Origin of the sequence: Nocardioides marmoriginsengisoli, assembly GCF_003725695.1 — a bacterium.
Classification (GTDB): Bacteria; Actinomycetota; Actinomycetes; order Propionibacteriales; family Nocardioidaceae; genus Marmoricola; species Marmoricola marmoriginsengisoli.
In genome coordinates, this window is sequence record NZ_RJSE01000007.1 from 913923 (window position 1) to 938108 (window position 24186).

The 24186-nt window shown below is 66.2% G+C and carries 25 protein-coding genes and 1 tRNA gene; 25 read left to right on the forward strand and 1 reads right to left on the reverse strand.

Going from position 1 to position 24186, the window contains the following annotated elements; all coding sequences use genetic code 11:
- The first annotated feature begins 17 nt into the window (after positions 1 to 17).
- From EFK50_RS13010 to EFK50_RS13090, 18 genes are all read left to right on the forward strand, one after another.
- Positions 18 to 1076, forward strand: coding sequence for a YlbL family protein (locus EFK50_RS13010; RefSeq protein ID WP_123227966.1), 1059 nt, complete (start codon positions 18 to 20; stop codon positions 1074 to 1076).
- Positions 1073 to 1636, forward strand: coding sequence for a PPA1309 family protein (locus EFK50_RS13015; protein WP_123228657.1), 564 nt, complete (start codon positions 1073 to 1075; stop codon positions 1634 to 1636). The genes EFK50_RS13010 and EFK50_RS13015 overlap by 4 nt, the downstream gene beginning before the upstream one ends.
- Positions 1629 to 4619 carry a UPF0182 family membrane protein gene (locus EFK50_RS13020; protein ID WP_123227967.1) on the forward strand — a complete coding sequence of 997 codons (2991 nt, stop codon included), beginning with the start codon at positions 1629 to 1631 and terminating at the stop codon, positions 4617 to 4619. The genes EFK50_RS13015 and EFK50_RS13020 overlap by 8 nt, the downstream gene beginning before the upstream one ends.
- A 106-nt stretch (positions 4620 to 4725) precedes the next feature.
- The gene (locus EFK50_RS13025) at positions 4726 to 5322 is read left to right on the forward strand and encodes a TetR/AcrR family transcriptional regulator (RefSeq protein ID WP_123227968.1); all 597 of its coding nucleotides are present in this window, start codon (positions 4726 to 4728) and stop codon (positions 5320 to 5322) included.
- A 52-nt stretch (positions 5323 to 5374) separates the two neighbouring features.
- Positions 5375 to 5448, forward strand: a tRNA-Met gene (locus EFK50_RS13030).
- A 293-nt stretch (positions 5449 to 5741) separates the two neighbouring features.
- The gene (locus EFK50_RS13035; protein ID WP_123227969.1) at positions 5742 to 5960 is read left to right on the forward strand and encodes a helix-turn-helix domain-containing protein; all 219 of its coding nucleotides are present in this window, start codon (positions 5742 to 5744) and stop codon (positions 5958 to 5960) included.
- A 263-nt stretch (positions 5961 to 6223) separates the two neighbouring features.
- Entirely contained in the window at positions 6224 to 6817 is a 594-nt protein-coding gene (locus tag EFK50_RS21860; protein WP_148046148.1) for a hypothetical protein, read from the forward strand.
- 1063 nt (positions 6818 to 7880) lie between these two features.
- A complete protein-coding gene (locus EFK50_RS13045) occupies positions 7881 to 8447 on the forward strand; it encodes an SAF domain-containing protein (RefSeq protein ID WP_183407803.1) in 567 nt (188 codons plus the stop codon).
- A complete protein-coding gene (locus tag EFK50_RS21865; protein WP_148046149.1) occupies positions 8447 to 9259 on the forward strand; it encodes a hypothetical protein in 813 nt (270 codons plus the stop codon). Before EFK50_RS13045 ends, EFK50_RS21865 begins: the two co-directional genes overlap by 1 nt.
- A complete protein-coding gene (locus EFK50_RS13050; RefSeq protein ID WP_183407804.1) occupies positions 9256 to 10563 on the forward strand; it encodes a TadA family conjugal transfer-associated ATPase in 1308 nt (435 codons plus the stop codon). Before EFK50_RS21865 ends, EFK50_RS13050 begins: the two co-directional genes overlap by 4 nt.
- 20 nt (positions 10564 to 10583) lie before the next feature.
- Positions 10584 to 11471 carry a type II secretion system F family protein gene (locus EFK50_RS13055; RefSeq protein ID WP_148046150.1) on the forward strand — a complete coding sequence of 296 codons (888 nt, stop codon included), beginning with the start codon at positions 10584 to 10586 and terminating at the stop codon, positions 11469 to 11471.
- Complete coding sequence (locus tag EFK50_RS13060; RefSeq protein ID WP_123227973.1) at positions 11468 to 12370, forward strand: type II secretion system F family protein; 903 nt, start codon at positions 11468 to 11470, stop codon at positions 12368 to 12370. Before EFK50_RS13055 ends, EFK50_RS13060 begins: the two co-directional genes overlap by 4 nt.
- A 52-nt stretch (positions 12371 to 12422) precedes the next feature.
- Entirely contained in the window at positions 12423 to 12611 is a 189-nt protein-coding gene (locus tag EFK50_RS13065) for a hypothetical protein (RefSeq protein ID WP_123227974.1), read from the forward strand.
- 18 nt (positions 12612 to 12629) lie between these two features.
- The gene (locus EFK50_RS13070; protein WP_123227975.1) at positions 12630 to 13031 is read left to right on the forward strand and encodes a TadE/TadG family type IV pilus assembly protein; all 402 of its coding nucleotides are present in this window, start codon (positions 12630 to 12632) and stop codon (positions 13029 to 13031) included.
- Positions 13032 to 13087: 56 nt separating this feature from the next.
- A complete protein-coding gene (locus EFK50_RS13075) occupies positions 13088 to 13474 on the forward strand; it encodes a TadE/TadG family type IV pilus assembly protein (protein ID WP_183407805.1) in 387 nt (128 codons plus the stop codon).
- A 50-nt stretch (positions 13475 to 13524) separates the two neighbouring features.
- The gene (locus EFK50_RS13080) at positions 13525 to 13887 is read left to right on the forward strand and encodes a hypothetical protein (RefSeq protein ID WP_148046151.1); all 363 of its coding nucleotides are present in this window, start codon (positions 13525 to 13527) and stop codon (positions 13885 to 13887) included.
- Positions 13884 to 17096 (forward strand): LysM peptidoglycan-binding domain-containing protein, encoded by a 3213-nt coding sequence (locus EFK50_RS13085; RefSeq protein ID WP_123227978.1) that lies wholly within the window; start codon positions 13884 to 13886, stop codon positions 17094 to 17096. Before EFK50_RS13080 ends, EFK50_RS13085 begins: the two co-directional genes overlap by 4 nt.
- A gap of 12 nt (positions 17097 to 17108) precedes the next feature.
- A complete protein-coding gene (locus tag EFK50_RS13090) occupies positions 17109 to 17612 on the forward strand; it encodes a hypothetical protein (protein ID WP_221177374.1) in 504 nt (167 codons plus the stop codon).
- Positions 17613 to 17616: 4 nt separating this feature from the next.
- Here the strand turns inward: EFK50_RS13090 and EFK50_RS13095 are convergent, their stop codons facing one another.
- Entirely contained in the window at positions 17617 to 18030 is a 414-nt protein-coding gene (locus EFK50_RS13095) for a helix-turn-helix transcriptional regulator (protein ID WP_123227979.1), read from the reverse strand.
- Positions 18031 to 18223: 193 nt separating this feature from the next.
- Here EFK50_RS13095 and EFK50_RS13100 point away from each other — a divergent pair, with 193 nt between their 5' ends.
- Genes EFK50_RS13100 through EFK50_RS13130 form a run of 7 tightly spaced genes read left to right on the forward strand, consistent with a single transcriptional unit; the run spans position 18224 to position 24184 of the window.
- Positions 18224 to 19027 carry a hypothetical protein gene (locus EFK50_RS13100; RefSeq protein ID WP_123227980.1) on the forward strand — a complete coding sequence of 268 codons (804 nt, stop codon included), beginning with the start codon at positions 18224 to 18226 and terminating at the stop codon, positions 19025 to 19027.
- Positions 19027 to 19311 carry a hypothetical protein gene (locus EFK50_RS13105; protein ID WP_123227981.1) on the forward strand — a complete coding sequence of 95 codons (285 nt, stop codon included), beginning with the start codon at positions 19027 to 19029 and terminating at the stop codon, positions 19309 to 19311. The genes EFK50_RS13100 and EFK50_RS13105 overlap by 1 nt, the downstream gene beginning before the upstream one ends.
- Positions 19308 to 20165, forward strand: coding sequence for a hypothetical protein (locus tag EFK50_RS13110; protein ID WP_221177375.1), 858 nt, complete (start codon positions 19308 to 19310; stop codon positions 20163 to 20165). Before EFK50_RS13105 ends, EFK50_RS13110 begins: the two co-directional genes overlap by 4 nt.
- The gene (locus EFK50_RS13115) at positions 20162 to 20437 is read left to right on the forward strand and encodes a hypothetical protein (protein ID WP_123227983.1); all 276 of its coding nucleotides are present in this window, start codon (positions 20162 to 20164) and stop codon (positions 20435 to 20437) included. The genes EFK50_RS13110 and EFK50_RS13115 overlap by 4 nt, the downstream gene beginning before the upstream one ends.
- Positions 20437 to 21237, forward strand: a complete 801-nt coding sequence (locus tag EFK50_RS13120) for a hypothetical protein (RefSeq protein ID WP_246004146.1) — start codon at positions 20437 to 20439, stop codon at positions 21235 to 21237. Before EFK50_RS13115 ends, EFK50_RS13120 begins: the two co-directional genes overlap by 1 nt.
- The gene (locus EFK50_RS13125) at positions 21234 to 22676 is read left to right on the forward strand and encodes a TrbL/VirB6 family protein (RefSeq protein WP_183407806.1); all 1443 of its coding nucleotides are present in this window, start codon (positions 21234 to 21236) and stop codon (positions 22674 to 22676) included. The genes EFK50_RS13120 and EFK50_RS13125 overlap by 4 nt, the downstream gene beginning before the upstream one ends.
- Positions 22673 to 24184 (forward strand): SCO6880 family protein, encoded by a 1512-nt coding sequence (locus tag EFK50_RS13130; RefSeq protein WP_123227984.1) that lies wholly within the window; start codon positions 22673 to 22675, stop codon positions 24182 to 24184. The genes EFK50_RS13125 and EFK50_RS13130 overlap by 4 nt, the downstream gene beginning before the upstream one ends.
- Positions 24185 to 24186 lie beyond the last annotated feature (2 nt).

Here is a 24186-nt window from a genome sequence, read left to right on the forward strand (position 1 = left end):
TTTGAGAGGGTGGCTCCATGAGTCGCCGTGCGGTCGCAGGCCTGCTCGCCCTCGGCCTGATCGCCGTCGGCGCGTTCCTGGGCCTGCGCGAGCCGTCCCCGTTCGTCCGGTTCAGCCCCGGTCCGACGGTCAACGTGCTCGGTCAGAACGGTGACAAGAAGATCATCACCGTCACCGGTCGCAAGACCTACGAGGACGACGGGGCCCTCCGGCTGGTGACGGTCTACGTCACCGGGCCCAAGGACGAGCAGAGCCTGGCCGAGACGCTGGTCGCCTGGGCCGACCCTGATGTCGCGGTGCTGCCGCACGACTCGGTCTACCGCGCGAACGAGACGAACAAGTCCTCGCGGCAGGAGTCCGCCGCCGAGATGACGTCCTCCCAGGACAGCGCCACCGCGGCGGCCCTGGGCGCGCTGGGCATCAAGTACCGGAGCGACCTGGCCGTCGCGCTGGTCGACAAGAAGGGAGCCTCGGCCGGACTGCTCAAGCCCGGTGACCTGCTCCGCTCGGTCGACGGCAAGGCGGCCGCGGACGACGCCGCGTTCATCGCCGCGATCAAGCCGCTGGCGCCGGGCACGAAGGTCCGGATCGGGATCAACCGGGGCGGAGAGGACCGCGAGGTCACGATCACCACCCGGCCGGCGCCCGACGACAAGACCAAGTCCCGGATCAACATCTCGATCACCAAGAAGCTGACCTTCCCGTTCAAGGTCGACATCAACCTGGACGACAACATCGGCGGCCCGTCGGCCGGCATGATGTTCGCCCTCTCCATCTACGACCTGCTGACCCCGGGGTCGCTGACCGGCGGCAAGGTGATTGCGGGCAGCGGCGAGATCAGCCCCGACGGTGTTGTCGGCCCGATCGGCGGCATCGGGCAGAAGATCGTCGCCGCCCAGCGCGACGGCGCCGAGTTGTTCCTGGTCGCCCAGGAGAACTGCGCCGAGGCGGCCGAGGCGCACTACGACAAGGACAAGATTCGACTCGTGAAGGTGCACAAGCTGAAGGACGCGATCGACGACCTCGAGGCCTGGCGGGCGAACCCGAAGGCCGAGCTGCCGGGGTGCGGCCGATGACCGAAGCGCCGGCCACGCTGCACGAGAAGTCCGGTCCGCTCTACGCCGTGGTCCGTGAGCTCGAGGCGCACGCGAGCGAGTCGGGCTGGGATCAGCCCGAGCGGCTGTTCGCGATCGCCGACACCGCGGACCTGGTCCAGCGCGAGCCGGCGCTCGCCCAGGCGCTGGGGCTCGACGCGAGCAGCGGTGCCTTCACCCCGATCGAGCAGGACGCGCTCGGAGCGGGCCAGAGCCTGGAGGACGTGCTGGCCCGGATCACCTGGCCGGCCGAGGTCGCCGGCGTCGCCGCGATCGCCGAACGGCTGGTGCTGCCCCCGGGCGCCGACGACGCGATCCCGGAGGATCCGACCGGCGCGACCGAGTACGCCGCCAACCACCCGGACCGCCAAGAGGTCCGGATCGTCGCCGCGGCGCTGCGCACCGGTGAGTCCGCTTGCGCTTTGCGGCTAAGGTCACATGACTCGGATGAACTCGTCCTGGCCGGGCCAGACCTGGTTCCCGGACTGTTGATGCAACTGCACGCCACGCTCGATCTGGAGGAGACAGCGGCCGATGAGTGACTTCTTCGCCGACGACGCCGAACCGGCGAACCCGCCCCCGCAGCGACCCGGCAACGGGTCCCGCCGTCCGCGCCCGCTGGTGCTGACGCTGATCGTGATGGCGGTGCTGCTGATCGCGTTCTCGCTGTTCGCGAACATCTGGACCGAGAAGCTGTGGTTCAGCAGCATCGAGTACTCCGACGTCTTCAACAAGCTGGTCTGGACGAAGATCGGCATGTTCGTGGTCTTCGGCCTGCTGATGGGCCTGGTCGTCGGCGGCAACCTCTGGTTCGCCTACCGGCTGCGCCCGATGTTCCGGCCGAACTCGCCGGAGCAGGCGAACCTGGACCGCTACCGCGAGGTGATCACCCCGATCCGCAAGGTGCTGCTGTTCGGCGCCAGCGCCGTGTTCGCGATCTTCGCGGGCGCCTCGGCGACGGGCCAGTGGCGGACCTTCCTGCTCTGGCAGAACGGTGAATCCTTCGGGCAGAAGGACGCCTACTTCAAGAAGGACGTCGGCTTCTACGTCTTCACCCTGCCGTGGCTGCACTGGCTGGTCGACTTCATGATGACCGCCCTGGTGATCGGCCTGATCGCCGGCATCTTCGTGCACTACATCTACGGCGGCATCCGGTTGCAGTCGCGGACCGACAAGGTCTCCGGCGCGGCCCAGGCCCAGATCTCGGCGATGCTGGGTCTGCTGGTGCTGCTCAAGGGTGCCGACTACTACCTGGACCGGTTCGACCTGACCAGCGCGTCCGGTCCGCTGATCACCGGGATGACCTACGCCCGCGAGCACGCCCAGCTGCCGAGCAAGAACATCCTGATGGCGATCGCGCTGGTCTGCGCGATCCTGTTCTTCGCCAACGTCTTCCGGCGGACCTGGACGCTGCCCGGGGTCGGGCTGGCGCTGTTCGCGCTCTCCGCGGTCGTGCTCGGCCTGATCTGGCCGGCGCTCGTGCAGCGGCTCCAGGTGAAGCCCGACGAGCCGGACAAGGAGGCGACGTACATCGCCAACAACATCCAGGCGACCCGGGCGGCGTACGGGCTGGACGACACCAAGGTGACGGACTACAGCGCGACGACCGCGCTGAACACCGCCGAGGTCCTGAAGTCGCCGTCGATCCCGGGCATCAGGATCCTGGACCCGGCGATCGTCCGGGACGCCTTCGAGCAGCTCCAGCAGCAGAAGGCGTACTACACGGTGCAGCCGATCCTGGACGTCGACAACTACACCGTCGACGGCGTCAAGCGGGACATGGTGGTCGGGGCCCGCGAGATCAACATCAACGGTCTGCCGCCGGCCCAGCAGAAGTGGGCGAACGTGCACACCGTGTACACCCACGGCTACGGGATGATCGCGGCGTACGGCAACCAGCGCAACGGCGCCGGCGTCGAGGTGCCGTTGAAGGACAGCGGCGGCCAGCCGGTGTTCGCGGAGCGGTCGCTGCCGCCGACCGGGGTGCTCTCGAGCACCGACGACGGCTACCGCGGCCAGATCTACTTCGGTGAGAACAGCCCGAACTACTCGATCGTCGGCAAGGCGCCCGGCGGCAAGGACGTCGAGCTCGACCTGCCCCAGGGCGGCGAGTCCGGCGGCATCTCCCGGGCCAGCACGTACGACGGCAAGGACGGCGTCGAGGTCGGCGGCATCTTCAACAAGCTGCTCTACGCGGTCAAGCTCGGCGACCCGAACATGGTGCTCTCGTCGCGGGTGAACTCGAACTCGAAGATCCTCTACGACCGGTCGCCGATCAAGCGGGTGCAGAAGGTCGCGCCGTGGCTGACGATCGACAAGGACCCGCTGCCGGCCGTGGTCGACGGCAAGATCGTCTGGATCCTCGACGGGTACACGCTCACCGACCGGTACCCGCTCTCGGAGAAGCGCTCGCTGCAGGACATGACGTCCGACGCGATCAGCCCGCGGCCGACGTACGCGACCCTGCCGACCGACAACATCAACTACATGCGCAACGCGGTCAAGGCGACCGTGGACGCGTACGACGGCACCGTCACGCTCTACGAGTGGGACGAGGAGGACCCGATCCTGAAGGCCTGGGAGAGCGCGTTCCCGGGTGTGGTGAAGTCCAAGGACAGCATCCCGGAGGACCTGCTCGACCACTTCCGGTACCCGGAGGACATGTTCAAGGTCCAGCGCAACATCCTGGCCGAGTACCACGTGTCCGACCCGAAGGCGTTCTACGAGGCCAACGACAAGTGGGAGGTCCCGGCCGACCCGGACCGGACCACGACCAAGCAGCCGCCGTACCGGCTCTCCGTGGAGCCCGCGCCCGGTGAGTCCCCGGTCTACTCGTTGACCTCGGTCTACGTGCCGGCGAACAAGGACAACCTGACGTCGTTCATGTCGGTGGGGGCGGATGCCTCCGACCCGGAGACGTACGGCAAGTTCCAGATCCTGAGGTTGCCGGACTCGACGCAGTTCCAGGGACCCGGCAACGTCGCCAACCAGTTCAGCGTCGACCCGAAGGTCGCCGAGGTGCTGCGCAACTTCAAGACCGGTACCGACGCGGGGGTCCGCTACGGCAACCTGCTGACGCTGCCGGTGGGCGGCGGCCTGCTCTACGTGCAGCCGCTGTACACGGTGCGCGAGGGCAGCTCCGGCAAGTACCCGGTGCTGCTCCGGGTGCTGGCGACCTACGGCAAGGACGTCGGGATCGGTACGACGCTGAGCGAGGCGCTGGAGAACATCGGCCAGGCGGCGGCGACGCCGGCGGACGGGACCGACACCCCCGAGGTGCCGGAGCCCCCGGACGGCGGCACCGGCGGCACCGGAGGCGGCGGCGAGCTGCCCACCCGGGCGCTCCAGCTGCTGGCGGCCGCGGACCGGAAGTTCACCGCGGCCGATGCGGCGCTGCGCCGGGGCGACCTGACCGGCTACGCGACCAACGTGGCTGCCGGGCGCGATCTCGTCGAGCAGGCGCTGGCGGTCGGCAAGAAGCAGACCAAGCCGACGCAGTCGCCGACCAGCACGGCCAAGCCGTAACCAGCGGAGCCGGGGTGCCCGACCGTCCGGTCGCGGCACCCTGGTTCATACTGGAGTCCCTCGGTACTTCGAGGAACGCCCGGTCGTCCAGCGTGGGGAGTGGAAGTTGCCTCGTACGTCCGACACGAGGCCGCCGGCCGAGCCCAGCTCGCAGGGCCAGAAGCTGCGCTACCGGCGGATGCTCGACGCCGCCGTCAAGCTCGGCTCGGTGCAGGACTTCGAGCGGGTGCAGATGCAGGACGTCGCCGCCGAGTCCGAGGTCGCGATCGCGACCCTGTACCGCTACTTCCCGTCCAAGGTGCACCTCTTCGTCGGCGTGATGAAGGCCGCGGTCGACGGGATCGACCCGTCAGCGTTCGAGGTCCGCGAGGACCAGGACCCGGTCGAGGTGATCGGCGACCTGCTGATGCAGTTCACCCGGACGATGTGCCGCAACCGCCGGCTGTCGATGTCGATGATGCAGGCGATGATCCTCTCCGAGGGCCTGGACAGTCCGGACTCGATCACCATCGAGTCGCTCTTCCTCGACCTGCTCCTCGGGATCGCCGGCTGGGCACCGGACGCGACCGAGGACCAGCGCCGCCGCTGCTGGCTGGTGATCCAGTGCTGGTTCGGCGTGCTGGTGACGACGCTCGCGGGGGAGCGCCCGATCGAGGAGTCCGAGACCGACGTACGCCGCGCCTGCGACCTCCTGCTCCGCTGACCGACCCGATTTGGGCGTAGGGGCCTTCACCCGGTAATGTTGTGTTCACCGACGCGGGGTGGAGCAGCTCGGTAGCTCGCTGGGCTCATAACCCAGAGGTCGCAGGTTCAAATCCTGCCCCCGCTACAAATGCATAACCGCAGGTCAGAGGCCGTTTTCCGAGAGTTTCGGAAGGCGGCCTCTGGTGCGTTTCGGGCCGTTGGTTACCCGTTGGTTACCGGGAGCTGCGACAGGTTGCACCCGGTCGAGGTCGCAGTGAGGCAGTTGGTGAGGGCGATTTCGGTCGCGGTGAGCCTGTCGGTGAGGCCTTACTTGGTGCGTCTGGTTGGTGCTATCTCGCGCGCCATCCGTCCGACGTTGTCCACTTGATCGGCACCGAGGCACTTGGGCTTGGCACTACTGCTGACCAAGGAGCCGAGATGGAATCACCGCTGCTGAGAATTCCCGAAGTCGTCGCCCGCCTGGGCGTCAGTCGGGCGAAGGTCTACGAGTTCATGGCGAGCGGCGATCTCCGCTCGGTCCGCGTGGGTGGCTCGAGACGCATCCGAGTTGAGGATCTCGACCAGTTCATCGCCGGGCTCGATGACGCCTGGCCACGCGGCGCCTACGCGCGTCGTCCGGTTTCGTCTCGAGGTTGAGCGAAAGGCATACAGCCGATCCATGAGCATCGCTTCGACCGTGGTTCTCCACAGAGCTGCCCTGGTTGTAGCCGGTCGAGCGTTGCGGCGCTGAATCTGGATTCCCTGTCCATTGGCGAGGCGCAAATGCGCTTGGGACCGGGGAAGCCGAAGGAAGGTCTGCCGTGGCACTACGCCGTATTCGCTCAATTCGACCTGTACGTATATCGCAAATCGGGCGTAACGTGACGAGCGCACCATGGGCCTACTCGGAGGAGCCTTGGATGTCGACTGTACGAATTCTGCTCGCGACGGCAATTGTGGTGGCGTCCTGCGCCTCGTGCGCGGACAGAACTGGCGCCGCTACGCCGAGCAACTCTGCGAAGCCGTCGGAGTCCATCGCAGCATCGCCGACGCAAGCGGTACCGCCGTATCTCGCGTCGTACACAGCCGAGGAACGGGCGGCGTACTCCGACGCGCTGGCAGCCGAGGATGCCTTCGACACCAGCAACGCTCGGTTCCTCGCAAAGGGCAAGACGCTAAAGGCGGCTAGCGACTTCTATCACCGCTACTCAATCGACTGGGTGCAGGACTGGACGAACCTGGCTGAGCTCGCGAACAACCACGTGACGGTGACCGGAAAAGCTTCGGTTGTATGGGTCCGGCCGTCGCAGATCGATCTGGCGACAAAGAGCGGATTGGGTGTCGTCGTTCTGCGGCGTTGTGTGGATTCCTCGAAAGTGGCTGTCACCCAGAACGGGCATCCCCTCGCACAGCCGCACTTGGACAAGCGCCATGTCGTGCGGGTGCGGATGGAGAAACGGACGGGTGAGGCTTGGTGGAGGTCCGGCATCGCAGAGCGGGGTGCGGCATGTTGAGGGGCCGGATCGTGGCGGTCATTCTTGTTGCCACGCTGCCGCTGATCGGAGCTGTTCGCCCAGCAATCGCGGATAGCGGATGCCCGGCCGGATCAGCACCTGTACACATTCACAACGACGTCATCTGCGTGGTCGTAACTGACCCGGGTACGCCCGACAGTCCCGGAACACCGGCGAGCCCTGGTGGCAGTGCAAATCAGCCTGTGGGCTGTTTCAAGACGGATGGCACCAAGGTTCCGTGTGCAACTGATCTCGGAGTCTGGTGGCCTGGCCACCAGTGCTACGCAGAGAGGACGGATGCTCCAGCGGGGTCGCCGGCGTGGCAGGGGCATGGCGACGGAAGCGTGTGGATTTGCTCGATCTGCGTCATGGTCGGGAACATCAGCACGTGCCACGCCGACGTGATTTGGGTGGCTCCTGGACAGGCGCCAGGACCACCTGATCCTGGCCAGCTCGCTTCGGTTGCTGTAGGGGTCATGCCGCTTGAGAGAGCGGAAGTTCGCACAGCACCACAGGCTCCGGATCACACATACATCGGCGTCGAGAACTGGCTGTGGGTGCCGCAGTCGCAGTGGAAGACACTGTCGAAGACCGTGGCGGCGGGAGGCACGTCGGTGACGGTGAGGGCAACGCCGCGTCAGGTTGTGTGGAATATGGGCCTGGCTAAGACCAGGTGCTACTCGGCAGGCATTGCCTGGCGCTCCGGGATGACTGATGCAGCTGACACCCCGTGTGGGTTCACCTACGAATCCTCATCGGCTTCCAAACCTGATGGCGTCTTCGCGATCTCAGCGACTATTCGGTACGACGTCGAGTGGACGTGCACCGGCGCCTGCACGAGAGCATCGGGAACGCTCGGTCTTGTCGATGCACCGGCCGGCGTCGGAACGTTGCGGGTACTACAACGCCAGACGGTGGTGGTCCGATGACAACCGATTCGGATCAAAAAGTGCCGGTGGCGGGTCCGCGGAATACCCCTAACGGTCTGGCTGGTGCGAGCTCGCGGTCTAGGTCAACCGAGTTGCCGCGGGTTCCCCGCCGCTACGGGCAGTGGGCGGCCGCGGTGCTCTTCGTACTGGTCGCGGTCCTTGTCGCTGGGTGGCTCTGGCAGCAGAAGAGCGACAAGCAGGAGGTGCTTGCGGTGGTGCACGCCGTACCTGCCGGTTCGGTGATCACTAGCGATGACCTCAAGGTCATCGAGGTTGCTGGCCTCAAGGACAGCATCGCGGCGGCCGACCTGGAGAACGTTAAGGGGAGTACCGCTGCGGTGGGCCTGGTGGCCGGTCAGGTCCTCACGCCGGGCGTGGTCGCGGCGAATCCGATGCCGGGAAAGGGTGAACGGGTCGTCGGGCTGGACCTCGATGCCACCCGCGCACCAACTGGGCTTCAGGCAGGCGATGTGGTGATGGTGCTCGCAGTACCTCCGGCAGGTGATGCCAGCGGGCCGGCAGAACTCGAGTCGCCGACGGTTCTCGCGGAGGTGACCACTGTCCTTTCCGCTGACCACATCGAGGGGGCCGGCACCCGGTTGACCCTCGTCGTCGCCCAAAACGTTGCCGCCCGGGTCGCTTCCTTTGGCGCTGCCGGTCGCGTCGCACTGGTGCAGATGCCATTGGGAGGGGACAACTGATGTTGGTTGCCATCTGCTCCGACAAGGGATCACCCGGTGCCACAACGACCGCACTGGTGCTCGCATCAGCTTGGTCGAGCCCGACCATCGTGGTTGAGGTCGACCAAGCCGGCGGCGACCTCGGCGTCCGGCTACGCCACGGTCGAGGCACCCCGTTCCCCGAAGCACCGACCGTATTGACCGTGGCGACCGCAGCCCGGACGAGCAGCCCACCCGATCTGGTTGGCCGCTACGCCCAGGTGTTCACCAAGTCGGTCTCGGTCGTGCCCGGCGCGCTCCTGGCTGAACAGGTCGGCGGCATCGCTGACTGGGCGCCTTTGGCGGATGCACTCGCCGTCTCTGAGGTGCCCGTCTTCGCCGACCTCGGTCAGCTGCACGCAGGTTCGCGGCTGTTGCCGATTGCAGCTCGGGCCGACGTGGTCGTCGTCGTTGGACGGCCCGATCCCGGCTCGGTGATCCGGCTCCGGGAACGGCTTTCACGCCTTGCCCCTGACCTGGGGGCATTGCGCGGCAACTCTTCTCGACTGTTCCCGATTCTGGTTACCTCGACCAGGCACGGACCTGGCGACATGGCGGATCTTCAAGCGGTTCTCGCCCCCACACCCTCCAAACCATTTCTGGTGGGCTCGGGCTTTCTCGCGTTGGATCCCGCGGCAGTTCGCCGGTTGGAATCGGGCGAGGAGCCGACAGGCCGGTTGACCAGGACCGCCCTGATGCGATCGGGCCGTACGGTCGCGCAGGAACTCGCACGAGTTCTCGACAGCACTCATCGGGTACCCACATCGGGTGCAGCCACCGTGGGTGCGCCGTGAGCGACCTGGACTACAACCTCGTCAAGCGGCTCCAGGCCGAGCTGGGCCGAATCCGTCAAGACGAGATCGCCGGGCGTCGATCCGGCGGCCTCCCAGCGCTTGCCGGACAAGACGCGCATCAGCACGGCAAAGCACTGGTTCAACGCGTCGTGGGCAACCACGAGTCACAGCTGGCGGAATCCGGAGCAGAGGCCCTCGCGTGGGAGGAACGACAGGACCTGGTCGAGGCACTCGAAGCGCGCCTGTTTGGGGCCGGGAACTTGCAGTTGCTGCTCGACGACGAGCGTGTGGAGAACATCGACATCAACGGCTTCCAGCATGTCTTCGTGGAGTACGCCGACGGGACCACGGCCAAAGTGCGTCCTGTCGCCGGGTCCAACGAGGAGCTCGTTGAAACCATCCAGACCCTCGCTGCCCACGAAGGACTTTCCGCCAGGGCCTTCGATGTGGCAAACGTCAGGGTTAATCTCCGGCTCCCCGATGGGTCACGGTTGTACGCGGTCCAGTCGGTCACCCGGACGCCAGTGGTTTCCATCCGTCGGCACCGGCACTCCCGCGTCGGCCTCAAGGACCTGATCGGGCTCGGCACCCTTGATGAGGATCTTGGTGACTTCCTGACTGCTGTGGTGAAGGCCCGGAAGAACGTCATGGTCGCTGGAGGGACAAGTGCAGGCAAGACAACGTTGCTGCGTGCCTTGGCTGCCGAGATCGGTCCCGAGGAGCGCCTCCTGACCGTAGAGCGGTCACTCGAACTTGGACTGGACGAAGACACCGATGCCCACCCGAATGCGATAGCGTTCGAGGAGCGGCTCGCGAACGCCGAGAGTGCCGGGGCGGTCACGATGGCAGAACTCGTGCGCGACACGCTCCGGATGAATCCGTCCCGGGTGATCGTGGGGGAGGTCCTGGGCGATGAGGTCGTCACCATGCTCAACGCCATGACTCAGGGAAACGACGGGTCCCTGTCCACGATCCACGCGAATTCGTCCGCGGACGTGGTCCACAAGATCGCGACTTACGCCATCCAGGCCCCCGAGAGGCTTCCGTGGGAAGCGTCGGTGCGCCTGGTCGCGTCCGCGCTCGATTTCATCGTGTTCATCCGCCGTGTCCGCACCGAGGATGGGCAACGACGGATCGTCGAATCGGTCCGGGAGATTGCTGGCATCACCGAAGACGGACAACTCGCCACCAATGAACTCTGGGGACCTGACGGGTTCGGTCAGACGCTACGCAGTCACGGCGTCCAGGTCCGATGCCAAGACGACCTGATCGCTGCGGGCTGGCGACCCGAAGGCGGTGCATAGCCGTGACGTCCTTCCCATCGATGATCGCGTTCATCGCAGTCGCCGCCTGCATCGCGCTGGGCCTGATGGCATTGGTGCAACTGGCCCGCGGCCGTTCAATAGCGCCGACATTCCTGTTTCAGCGCGCCAAGCTGGGGAGCGATCGGGTGCGCCATCTGGGCATCTCGGTTGGTGCCGGGATCCTCGTACTCGTGCTGACTCGTTGGCCGCTGGCCGGGGCCGCTGCGGGCGTCCTAGTCTTCGGGTGGCCTCGGCTCTTCGGTGGGGCCGCAGTCGGACGCCGTCAGCTCGCGATGATCGAGGCCATCGCAGCCTGGACCGAATCATTGCGGGACACGGCAACTGCTGCTGCCGGACTTGAACAGGCCATCCCAGCCACTCTTCCGGCGGTCCAACCGTTACTGCGCGCACCGGTGCGTGAGCTGGCCGCTCGTCTTGATGGCCGGGTGCCACTCCCAGAGGCATTGGCGCGCTTCGCCGACGACGTCGACGATCCGGCAGCGGACATGGTCGTGGCGGCTTTGTCTCTCAACGCCCGCCAACGTGCCGGCGGTCTCGACCGGATCCTGACATCACTGGCGTTGTCGTCTCGCGCGGAGCTGGAGATGCGGCGCAAGGTCGAACTTGAGCGCCGGTCGCTGCGACGTCAAGCGCAGCGGATCGCTCTGGCCGTGGCTGGGTTCGCTATCGCTCAGGCGATATTTGCGCGCGGTTGGGTCGCCCCCTACTCGAACCCGACAGGGCAGCTGGTGCTTGCAGTGTTCTTCGCCTGCTTCGTTGGCGCCTTCGCCCGGATGAAGTCTCTGGCTGCAAGCGAACCGGAGCCACGGTTCCTGACTTCGCCGGACCAGGTCACCGAGATCGCGTCCTACAAGCCGCGCTTCTCCCGGACCGGCGATCGCCCATGATCGCCTTCATGCTCGCCTCCGGGCTCGTCGCAGTAGCCACCTTGCGTGTCTACCGGCTTGCGTTCCCGCCCCGTGTCGATCTCGTCACCGCCGTCGGTCGTTGGGACGAGTCGCGAGCACGTCCGAGCCGCGTCCAGAGCATCCGGGCCACCTCGAGCGACACGCTGACCGGGCGACTCGGATCGTTAGTGGCAGAGCAGCTGATGCGGCGAGCGCGGAACCTGGGATCGCTTACGCAGGACTTGGCGATCTCGGGCGCAACCCTCGAAGAGCACATGTCGAAGTCACTGGCACTCGCCGGCGTCGGCTTCGTCGGACCGATCGCCATCGTCAGCTTCCTCGACGCCCTCGGCCTCGGCCTTCCACTGATCTTCGGGCCGATTCTCGGCATCGGGCTAGCAGGGGCGATGCTGGTCGTGGTCCACCATGAACTCCAGGAGAGCGCTCGCAAGAGTCGCGCGGAGTTCCGTAGAACCCTGTCGATCTATCTCGACCTTGTCGCGATGTCGATGCAAGCCGGACGTGGGCACAGTGAAGCGCTGCCAGCCTCAGCCGCCATCGGCAGCGGATGGGCGTTCACTCAACTACAGGACGCAATCGAAGGCGCCCGGTTCAGCGGCGTAACGCCGTGGACTGCGCTGGGTCAACTGGGCGAGCGACTCGGGCTGCGTGAGTTGACGGACCTCGAAGGGGCGCTACGCCTGGCCAACGACGACGGCGCAAAGGTACGAGCCACTCTCATCGCGCGTGCCGAAACGCTGCGAGCCCAGCGGATCGCAGACGCAGACGCGGCTGCAGCCCAGGCGACCGAATCAATGAAGTTCGCCCCGATCGTCATGGTCTTCGTTTTCCTCAGCTACGAGCTCTACCCGTCCGTGGCCAGGCTCTTCGCCGGCTGACCTGCCAACAACTCGACCAAGCCCAATCCAACTAGCGACTCGGAGAACGCAGATGGACGACATCAGATTCTGGATCACCTGGTTCCGCACCCGCATGGCTCAGGCTCACCGCGACGAGGGCGGCTTCACAGCTGTCGAATGGCTCTTCGTCGCGCTGGGTGTCATCACGATTGCCGGCATTGCTGTGGCCGCAGTCAAGACTTATGTCACAGGCCAGACCACCAAGCTCGGGAACCCGTAAGCGTTCGGGGGAGTGGGCATGAGGCGACTGAACCAGCACCGCGACGAGGCAGGGGCGATCGCGGTGGAGTTCCTACTCACCATCGTCATGCTCATTGTCGTGTTCATGGTGATGTTGCAGTACGCCGTCAAAGCCCACGCTCAGCAGATCGCCACGGCCGCAGCCGAGGAAGCACTAGCTGCAACCTCCAGCTACGGCGCCACGACCGCCGACGGCGAGAACGCTGCCAAGACCTACCTGATCAACCTCGGCCCTGGCCTGGGCAACTCCACCGTCAAGGTCACCCGCACCGCGAACACCGCCACGGTGACCGTGACCGGCGAGGTGGACCAGTTGATCCCGTTCCTGCCAGTGACGGTGAGCGTCCACGTCGAAGGCCCGATCGAACGGTTCGTCCCGACCGCTGCGGACACACCATGAACCGCCCAGACCAGGCACACCACCCGGGTCGCCGAGATCGCGGTGAGGACGGTTCCATGGCCATCGAGCTTGTGCTGCTGGCCCCCGTGCTCGTCGCCTGCATCGTGGTCATCGCTGGCGGTGCCCGCTACGTCGAGGCTCGCGGCCAAACCGACAGTGCAGCTTTCGCTGCTGCTCGCGCGGCCTCACTGACCAGCAACCAAGAGGCGGCAGTCGCCGCCGGACGATCCGCTGCCGCTCGGTCGCTGGCCGAACGAGGTCGCGCCTGTTCGACGCTGGAAGTGCACATCGACGCCCACGACTTCCGCCGCGGCGGCAACATCCGCGCATCGGTGACCTGCATCGCCGATCTCTCCGACCTCGCAGGCTTCGGATTCCCCGGCCACAAAACCTTCACCTCGACCGCGACAGTTCCGCTCGAACAACACCGAGACCTACCGTGAGAACCCGTGCGCGCAGCGAGCGGGGGAGCGCTTCGGTCTGGGCGGTGCTCGTGACCGCTGGCGCCTTCACCCTGCTCTTGGGACTCGTCGTGGACGGCGGCCGAGTCATCGACTCAAGACTCGCCTCCACCCGCACGGCCGCACAAGCAGCCCGAAGCGGAGCCGATGCACTGTCCGCGGCAAGCGTCCGCAACGGCAAGGACGAGATCGCCGTCGCCACCGCGATCAACCGCGCCGAGAAGTACCTCCGCGACGCTGGAGTGACCGGATTCGCTCGCGTAGTCGGGCCCACCGTCACGGTCACGGTCACGGGCAGGTCGACCACCGTGATCCTCAGCGTGATCGGCATCAAATCCTTTCCCATCGAGGAAACGCAGAGCGCCGAGGCCATCAACCAGGGAGCACAGCCATGACCACGATCCAGCGAACTGCGACCGTGACCAGGGCCGCTGCAGCCGTGGCCTTCGTCCTGGCGTTTGTCGCCGGCGTCCCCATCCTGCTCATTGCAATGATCGGCAACCCGGTCCCGGAAGGCTGGACTCTGAACTCTCCGTTGACAGACCACGCAGTGCTCGGCCTCATCGCCTGCCTCGCATGGATCTTCTGGGCACAAATGACCCTCTGCCTCGCGGTGGAGGTGATCGCTGAGGTCAGGATCGCCGCGGGCCGACCCGCAGATTGGCTCAGCCGAGTCCCCGGAACCACGGGAGGTCAGCAAGCCCTCGCCCGCGCACTAGTCCAGGCCGTCGTCGCTGTCGGACTCACCTCTGCTGTCGCGACCGCCACACCAGGACCCTGGACGATGCCGGCAGGAGCGACGTCCGGGACCTCACTGCAGCCAGCCCACGACGTCACCACCCCTACATCGACCTCTGCCACCCTGCCACGACCCCCGACGCAGCTCGCGCATCCGCCCGTTCAACAGCGATCAACCCACGCAACGATGGTCGAGGTCACCAAAGGTGACTCTCTGTGGTCGATCGCAGCACAGCACCTCGGGAGTGGTGAGCGTTGGCGCGAAATCGCCGCCCTCAACGAGGGGCGTCAGATGCCCGACGGTGTCCACTTCCGAAGCGCGACCTCCATCCTCCCTGGCTGGAAGCTGATGGTCCCCGCCCCAGCAGTCGTCTCGGGGACCACAGCATCCGAGACGACAGTTAGCGACCTGATCACGGTCGAACGCGGGGACACCCTTTGGGGCCTGTCCGAGGAGGCTTACGGGGACGGCAAAGACTGGCCCAAGATCTTCGAAGCCAACCGCGCCACGATCGAGGACCCCGATCTGATCTTCCCCGGCCAGCAACTTCGGACACCAGGCACCCACTACAACGCCCCGGCGACGAGACCGCCCAAGCCTGCGCACCACAACCACCCCCAACAGCCATCCACCGGGACGCAGGAGCCACCGGCTCATCAAGCTCCGCCGACGACGGTGCCGACGCCGGCACCGCCAGCGCTGTCCGGGGAACAGCCGCCTGTATCGCGTTTCGACAAGCCCACTGACGCGACGCATCCGAATGTCACCGCCGACGCGGATGGATCGGGCGCGCTTGCACGCTCGCTGATCGGCAGCGGCGTCTTCCTCGCGGGAGGACTCTTCCTGGCGCTGATCGCCCGCAGACGCAACCAGTTCCGAACACGGCGATCCGGACGAACTATCGCCCGGACGCCAGACGCATTGATCGAAACTGAACGAACGGTGCGCACTGCCGGCTCAGCGGGAGGCGAAGCCGCTGAATTTCTTGACCTTGCTCTCCGAGACCTGGCAACTCGACTCCGGTCCTCCGGAGGAGATATGCCGGAGGTACAGGCAGCACGGCTCACCGAGGCGCACCTGGACCTGATGATCGGGGGCTCGGCCACTGACCCGCCAGCGCCCTGGATGGTCGCCGACCGGGGAACCTGCTGGAAACTGGCGCGTGACCATCGCCCGGTCGACGCTGATATCGCGGCTCCCTATCCGACCCTGGTCTCCGTCGGCGCCGACGATGACGGCGGAACCTGGCTGATCGACCTCGAAGCCGCCTGCGTGCTCCACGTTGTCGGTGACCAGCCAGCCGCAGCCGGCCTGGTCAGGTTCATGGCAGCCGAACTAGCGACGAACCCGTGGGCGAACACCGTCGACGTTGCACTGTGCGGTGTTGCCGCTGAGTTGATCCCGCTCAACCCGACCCGTTTGGCGGAGGCAGCCGAACTCGACATCGGAAAGCTGACCAAGTCCGCACGACGAATCCGCGAGGCCGCCGAAGCAACGGGCCTGGGCGTCCTAGAAGGACGCCTCAGCGGACTGGGTGCCGACAGTTGGATGCCGTCAGTCCTTCTCGCCGACGTCGGGACCAAACACATCTACAGCGGCGAGGTCGACGGAGTCCTTGAGGAACTCTCCCGACTCCGCGGCCGGAACGCCATCGCGCTCGTGGCTATCGGTCCGGACGAGGTCGCGGAGGGTGCGATACGGTTGACGGTCGATAGCGCCGGACGACTCGTGACGCCGTGGGCCACCCTGGAGGCCAACCGCCTCGGACACGATGAGGCAACCGCGCTGGCTGACCTCTTCGCCGCATCTGAGGCCGATGCTGCCGACGAACCCATGCCCATCGCGTCCCGCGTCGACGGCACCACGAACGATGTGGACGTGGCCGGGGCCCTGACCGACGACGTCACAGACACGCGCAACGGAGTAGGCGGGCCGACCTCGCTCCTTCCACGTCCCGACGTCGAGTACCTGGCGGCGGCTGCGACGACGGGTGAGGATCTTGCAATTCTCGCGCCGGCAGTCACACCGGGGATTCGGGACCGTGTCCTGAGCGACGACGCGACGCTGGAGGCCGACCACGCAGGCTGGACCGACGTCGCCGAGACGAGGCCGAAGCTACATCTGCTCGGGCCAGTCGAGGTCCACGTAGCCGGCGACAGCCCTCATGACGTGGAGCGCCGCACCGCCTACTACGCCGAACTCATCGCCTACCTCGCCACCAGGCCGGACGGAGTCACACCCCAACAGATGGCCGAGGCATTCTCGATGCAGACCAACAGCCTGCACAGCAGAATCGCCACGCTGCGCAAGTGGCTCGGCGCCGACCCCCTGACGGAGGAGTTGTACCTACCCGAATCGACGCTCACAGCAGCAAGTAAGGCCCGCGGCATCCCCGTCTACCAACTCGACGGCGTCCTCAGCGATGCCGACCTCTTCACACGACTCCGGGCCCGCGGTCAGGCGCGCGGACCCGCAGGGATCGAGGACCTCGTCTCCGCGCTCCGACTCGTCGCAGGCAAGCCCTTCGACCAACTGCGCCCCGGAGGCTACGGCTGGCTGGCTGAGAACCCGGTGGACCATTACCTGACCGCTGCCATCGTGGACGTCGCCCACATCATCGCGACCCACGCGCTCGCCGAGAACGATCCCGAACTCGCCGCCTGGGCCGCTGAGCGCGCGATCGCCGCAGCACCCTGCGAAGACAAGCCACGTCTCGACCTGGCCCGAGCCCAAACCACACTCGGTCGCCCCGACGAGGCCAAGGAGTACGTCGCAAGCGAGATCTTCAACCGAAGCGACGACGGCGACGCGCCACTCGAGCCTTCGCCGCGAACCAGCCAGGTGTTGGGACTCGGGACACTATGATCAGCCGCCGCTATGGCGCCTGATCCGCGGGACAAGTCCCAACGCGGGCGCAAGTCGAAAGCGACCAAGCTGCCCCAGGTTCGCACGGGACCATCACCTGATGATGCCCACGAGATCGTCTACTTCCGCCGCCACGCCTCCGACGACCCCAGCCAGACCGAGCCTGGGCGCGGGGCCTTGAACTCGTATCCGACTTCGGTCCGAGCAAAAATCCGTGCCGTTCTGATCGCAGTGGCAGCTGCACCACCCAAACGGTTCGCGGGTGGTGGCTACTGGGAGGCAATGAAGGGCGAGATGAGCGGGTGGTTCGAGATTCGTGCCGACGGTCCTGGGCGCCACCACTGCCGACTATTTTGTCTTCTTGACTATGCCGCGCAAGGCCGGGAGAAACCGTTGCTCGTCGTGGTCGACGGGCGCGACAAGCCCTTCCGCACGACCCTCTCCGCCTCGGACTACGTGGCTGTGAGGCGAATGGGCCAGGAGTACCTCGCCCGCAATCCAAGATCAGTGAGCTGACGGCCTACGCGGGCACCTTTGGTTTGCGAGTGCGCATACCGTTCAGATGCCGGGCTAGGCCATTCGCGTCGGCGCTGTGTCCTTCGAGCAGGGGCTTGGTGACCTGACGACGCTCGACTTCGGGAAGCGGCTCGAGGGTGATCCTCATCCCGAGTGCTGCCGCCACCTCAGCGAGCGTGCCGAGCGTCGGATTAGGGTTGTCCGAAGCGAACAACCGCCGGATCGTCGCAGGTTCGACCTGGATCGCGCGGGCAAGCTCGGCCTTGGAGAGCCCAGCAGCAGTGCGTGCCTCGTCGAGCTCGTTCACGACGGCGTCGATCGTTGCGATCCGCATCGACTCCACGACGTACTCGCGGAGAAATGCCGGGTCCTCCAAATCGCGAGCAAGGTCATCCCAGAACGCGCTGTGTTCAGCCATTGCACTGCTCCTCTCAACCGATATGCAGCGTAGCATAAATGTTACGAAATGGGGGCCTGGGTCAAGCACACCTAGGACCTTTCCACGGATCTACCCCCGCCTGATCCAGCCGCGGTGAGGCCGTTGGTAAGCCAACTGGTGAGGGTCGAGTTCGACCGTGAGTGCCCATTCGCACTCTCGGAAGGCATCTGCCATGTCGTCGATCATTCATGTAGGCATTGAGCCATCAAACCTGGCGGAGATCGTTGAAGGCGAGATCTGGGATCGCTGGCTCGGAGCCGAACCGGCTCTGGCTGGCGTCAACTCGTTGGCTGAACTCGATGCTTTGCGCGGCTCTGCCACTGACGGTCCTCTCGGCGCTTTGGTACGTCTGGCGGCCTGCGACGGTGGTGACGACGAGGTGGCCGGAATCGCGGTGGTCCACCAGCTTGAAGGCGGGGTTCGGCAACTGATTCGTCAGTTCCGCAATCTCACTGACGACGTCGAAACGGTAGTCGTCGAGGCGCTGTGGGAACAGATCCGTACCTTCCCGTGGCAGCGCCGCACCCAGTCGTACGCCGCAAACCTGATCTACGACACCAGGGCGGCGGTCATCGCGCTGCTACTGCCCGACACAACTCGGCGCGGCCCGAAGCCGGTCGTCCTCATTGACCCGCAATCGGGACTGCTGGACGTCGTCGCCGGGTCCAGAGAACCCGGTACCGACGAGGATCTCTGCGATGCCAGGGACCAGTTGGCTGACCTTCTCAGCTGGGCAGTTGCGACCAACGCCATCACACCTGAGGATGCTCGCCTTCTGGTGGAGCTTGTGGCTGCCGATCGTGGTGCCCTCGACACCCAAGGCCGTCAGTGGGCGCGAGGAGCGTGCTCGGTCGCTGCGGTGGCCAAGGTTGCTCAGCATCGCGGACTCTGCACGAAGACCGTGTTTCGCCGACGCGATCAGGCGCTGGCCAGTCTGCGTGCGACCGCTGGACGCTACTTGAGCGAAGTTGCCTGATGAGTGTCCACTCGGCCACGTTGCATGTGCTTGACATCGACATGTACATCGACGAAGCCGCATCAGCCGCGTTGCCGTTCCAGGCAGGCGATGCCGAATGGGTCGCTGACCTGCTCGATACCTTCCGCGACGGGGATCTCGATGTCCTCGTCGAGCAGCTCGGAGCGCTCCTGGCATCGCTGCGTCAGGCAGCAAAGGCCCGGCAGATCCTCGCCGGGATCAACCCGGGGCTATTGCGCGAAGGAATGCGCGTCCGAGCGACAAGGCGAGAGGGCCAGTCGTGACCATCACAGCTCCTCGAGTGACGACCGTCTCTGAACTGATTGCTGCGGTCCGAGCGCAACAGGATGGGGGAGCAGCCCATGCCACTCCCGCGACCTCAGTGACCTCAGAGACCCCGCCCCGCACCGCGAGCCCGTCGTTGCTCGTTGTCGCAGCTCACGCCGGTGCCGGTGCGACCACCGTCAGCGTCGCTCTGGCCGATGCCCTGGCTGCCGCGTTGAGCGACGCGACAGGGCGGTCCGCGCGAGAAGTACACCTGATCGATGGCGCGCCCACGGAGCGGTCCGGGATGCTCGCCGCGACAGACCGCGACATGGCCAACGCCGGAAGTTCATGGCGAATGGGTCGCCGCAAGGCGGTCAGGGTCTTTCGTCCGGTGCACTCCATGTCGCCGTCCGACCTACCACCCCTGCCGCCGTGCGGGTCCGCCCTTGTGGTCACCGATTCGGGCACGGACTGGAGGACCCTGACCTCCACTCCGAACCCGTTGTGGCCACCCCAGGAGGGTGTCGAGCTGGTGGTGGTCTTTCGGGCGACAGTCCCAGGCGTACGCCAGGTCGAAGGGGCGCTGGCTGCGCTTCCGGACAATCCGCACGTGGTGGGCGTTGGCTCGAAGCGCTGGCCGACCCCCGTGGCCGCGGCCTTCGGCCCCCGACTGGGCAGCGCCCAGAGCAAGGACCGGGTCGCTCTGTTCCCAGCCGATCGCCACCTCGAACTCAACGGAATCGATACCGAGCCCTTCTCCAAGCCCCTGGCTAGCGCAGCCACCGAACTGATCGAACTCATCTGGCCCGACATCACTGGGGCTTCCGTGAACCAGACCACGCATCGGAACAAGAAGGGCCTACGCCGATGATCATGCTCGACATCAACAACGTCTGCGCCCAGGCGCCAACAGGCATCGCGCAATACACCGACCTACTCATGAGCTGGGTCAAGTACGGCGTCGCGGCGGTCATCATCATCGCCGGGTTCATCTCCGTCGGCGCCATGGTCATCGGACGCATTGGCAGCATGTCCCGAGCCGCCCAAGCCGGCGCCTCGGGTCTCGTCTACGTCGTCTTCGCCGCAGTCGCTTACGTAACCATCTACGGGATCCTGTGGGCGATCGTCGGGAAGGGCTGCTGATGTCCAAGCTCGCCTTGGCCAAACTGGTCACTGGACCCCAAGAGTGGGACCGACGCAGACTGCAAGTGCTGCTCGCCATTGCCGTGCTCGTCGTCATCGCGGTCGCAGCCGGCATAGTGTGGTCCGTCCAAGCCCTGATCACCGGCAGCGACGCTAGCGCCAGCGACACGGCGGCCTCGAGGTCCAGCGAACAACAGGTTACAGGCTCCGCACAGGCGGGCACGACACTCGCAGAAGCCCAACCGGGACCTCTGTCTACCGGCTCGACCGGCACCATCGCGCTCCCACAAGCAGCCAAGCTTGGCGAATCGCAGGTGGCCACCGGCTTCCCAAGAACCTCAGCGGGCGCGTTGGCACAGTTGATCGCGATCGACCAACGCGCCATCGGCTCTGCATCGGTGGTGACGGCACAAGACGTCATCGCGACGTGGGCGATGCGCGGCGGACCCACCGCCCAGACTTGGTCCGGTGTCGAAGCAGTCACCGTGTTGCTGTCCTCGGCCGGGCTGCCAGCAAACGGCAGCACCGAGCTTCAGATCGCCCTGGACCCGGCTATGGGAACGGTCAAGACAGACCCAGCGACCGCGAGCGTCATCGGGTGCGTCGACTTCGTCGTCACCATCACCGCTGGCCGCAGTCCCGCGAACCGGATCGCCGTGGCCGATTGCCAGCGGATGGTCTGGAACGAAGGCCGCTGGATGATCGGTCCAGGAACCGAGCCTGTGCCGTCACCATCGTTGTGGCCGGGCACGCAAGCTTCCTACGACTCCGGCTACCAATGGCTGGAGGTCAGCCCATGAACGCGCTGCTCGTGCCGTTGATCGACCTGAACCCGTTCCACTGGATGGGCGACAAGGTCAAGGAGGGCCTCTCTGACGCCTTCACCTCGATGATGATGTCGCTGTGGTCAGCCGGCCTCTGGCTGATCGACATGGTCTTCGGCGTCATCGACAAGTTCACCACCCCCAATGTCGCCGACCCGGGCCTTGGCCACCTCTACGGCATCACCTTGTGGCTGTCATTCCTCGTCGCCCTGTTCATCGGCTTCGGCCAAATCGGGGTGGCAGCAATCCGGCGTGACGGCCGGTCGCTCGGTTCGTTGGCAGTTGGGGTGGCCCAGTATGGCGCGGTCGTGTCCGGCTGGGTCGCGATCTGCGCGGGACTGATCCTCGGCTGCGCTGGACTGACCCGCGGGCTGCTCCACGAGATGCTCAACATCGATAGCTTTGCGGGCTACTCAGCATCGGCCGGAATGACCAACCACGTGACCGGCACCGTCCAGTCAGCCGTGCTCGGCGTGTGCTCGCTGTTCCTGCTCATCCCGGCAGCCTTCGGCTACCTGCTGATCATGTTGGTCCGCGAGGCCGGACTGATGATCCTCACCGCGACCATGCCCATCGCAGCAGCTGGCGCACTGGGGGAGGGAACCAAGGCCTGGATGTGGAAGTCGATCCGTTGGTTCGCAGCCGCGAGCTTGACTGCCCCGCTGCTCGCCCTGGTGGTTGGCATCGGCGTACAGATCTCACGTGCCGCATTCCCCGACGGACCGGCCACGCCTGGTTCGGACCTTGGCCAGGGGCTGACCACTGTCGCCCAGCATCAGGTCGCCGACAGCGCAACGAATGTCGGCATGGCCGTCGTCGGCTGCGTGATCTTCTTCATCGCCTGCTTCTGCCCGATGGTGCTCTTCCGGCTCCTCGCGTTTGTCGACCCAGGCACGTCCTCGGGCGCGTCATTTCGTACGACCATGGCCGCCAACGGTGGCGTCTCCGGGCTCGTCTCCGGAAGGCGCGGCGCCCAAGACCAGGGCTCCGGTGCTGCCACCGACGTCAGCTCTGACGGCCGGGCCGCCAGCGAAAGCTCGGCCGATTCCGCGACCGCGAACCGGTTCCAGTCGAAGTTCGCGCACGCGTTCGGTGCGGCGGGCAAGGCAGCCGGCGTCGCCATGGGCGCCGTCGGGACGGTCGCCGCCACCGGGGCGTCCATGACCGTTGACGTGATGGGACAAGCCGGCATTGGCAACCAGGGCTACTACGACACGACACCGCCTCCTCGAGGTGGGAAGGGTCCACAGCCCCGCACCCGCGCCGGGCACGGCTGGGACCCGCACCACGGTGCCGCCAATGACCCTGCCCACCTCGGCAGCGCAGACGGCGGGGGTGCTGGCGGCGTTCCGGGCAACGAACTCGTTGGCGATCTTGGCGAAGATCTTGGTGGCGAAGCTGCGTTCCTCGCATGATCACCTACGGCGCAACCGCGACCCGCGACCGACAAGGCTGGTTCTTCGGCCTGACCGGACCACAAGTGTTCCTGGTGCTCGGCACCGCCCTGCCTTGCTGGCTCGCCATGGCCGTAGGGGCGTGGGCCGCGCTCCTGGGGCTCATCCCGCTCTGGCTCGCCGCGGTCGCCCTGATCTGCGTACCCGTCCGAGGCTGGTCAGCCGCCCAATGGATCGGCATCCTCGCCCGACACCTTGTCGGACACCTCACCGGCTGGACACGTTGGCAATCCAAAGCAGCAGCCGGCGACCTGGACGATCACGGCGAGGCAGACCTACCCGGCGTACTGACCGGCATTGAGATCCACGACGGACCACCAATGTCCGGAAGGACCTCCCGCCCGGCGATCATCCAAGACCACAGCGCCCGGACCTGGGCAGCCACCGCACGGATCGTCCACCCCGGTATCGGGATGAGCGATGAGGACGAACGGTCCCGGATGGGCGCCGGCCTAGCCGAGCTCTTCGAAGCAGCCTCAGCAGCGGGCCAACTCCACCTCCTCGCACTCCAGGTCCGAACCATTCCCGACGACGGCACCGAACGAGCTGAATGGGTCCGACAGCACGCCCGTGAGAACGAGCCCGCGCTGAGTGCTCAGATCCACACCCAACTTGAGATCGCCATCAACGGCGCCGCTGTGCGCACCGAAGCCTTCGTGACCGTCGTCGTCCGCGATGAGGTCATCGCCAAGGACGCCCGCCGAGCCGGACGAGGAGTCACCGGTCGAGCGCGAATCCTCTACGGAATCCTCGCCGAGGTCGAAGCCAGGCTCACCGGGGCCATCGGTTGCACCCACGCAACGTGGCTCGATACCGCTGCACTTGCTGCCGCGATCCGTACTGGCTTCGAACCCGGAGACGCCCCGGCGCTCGCCGACGCGGCCATCCATCACGCCCACGACGAGACGATCCCTGCGGGGATCCCTGTCGGTGCCGCGGGCCCCACCAACACCTCCACCGCCTTACGGTCCTACCGCCACGGCGACTGGGAGTCGATCTCCACGACGATCCTCCTACCCCGCAAGGGCGCAGTGATGGGTGCGCTCGCACGCGCGCTGGTCCCCTCCCAGATCGGGGAACGTCGAGCGCTCACCGTCTTCTACCGACCCGTCGGCCAAGGGGTCGCCGACCGCAGCACCAGCCGCGCCGAGATGTCGGCTGCGATGGCTGCCGAGATGCGCCGCAAGGTTGGTCGTGTCGAACGGGCACGGGACCGACGAGCCGTTGAAGAGCTCCACGTCACCGACGAGAAGCTCGAACGTGGCCGCTCCTTGGTCAAGGTGTCCTCGGCCATTTCCATCACCGTCCCAGCCGTTTGGAATGCCCAAGACTTCGGTCGGCGCCTGGACGCCTCGGTCCGGCTCTGTGGCTTCACTCCATTGCCCCTCGACGGTGCCCACGATGCAGCCTTCGCAGCAGCGACCATCCCGCTGGGAACAGGGCTCCCGAACCGTCGCGGAGCAAGGTGACG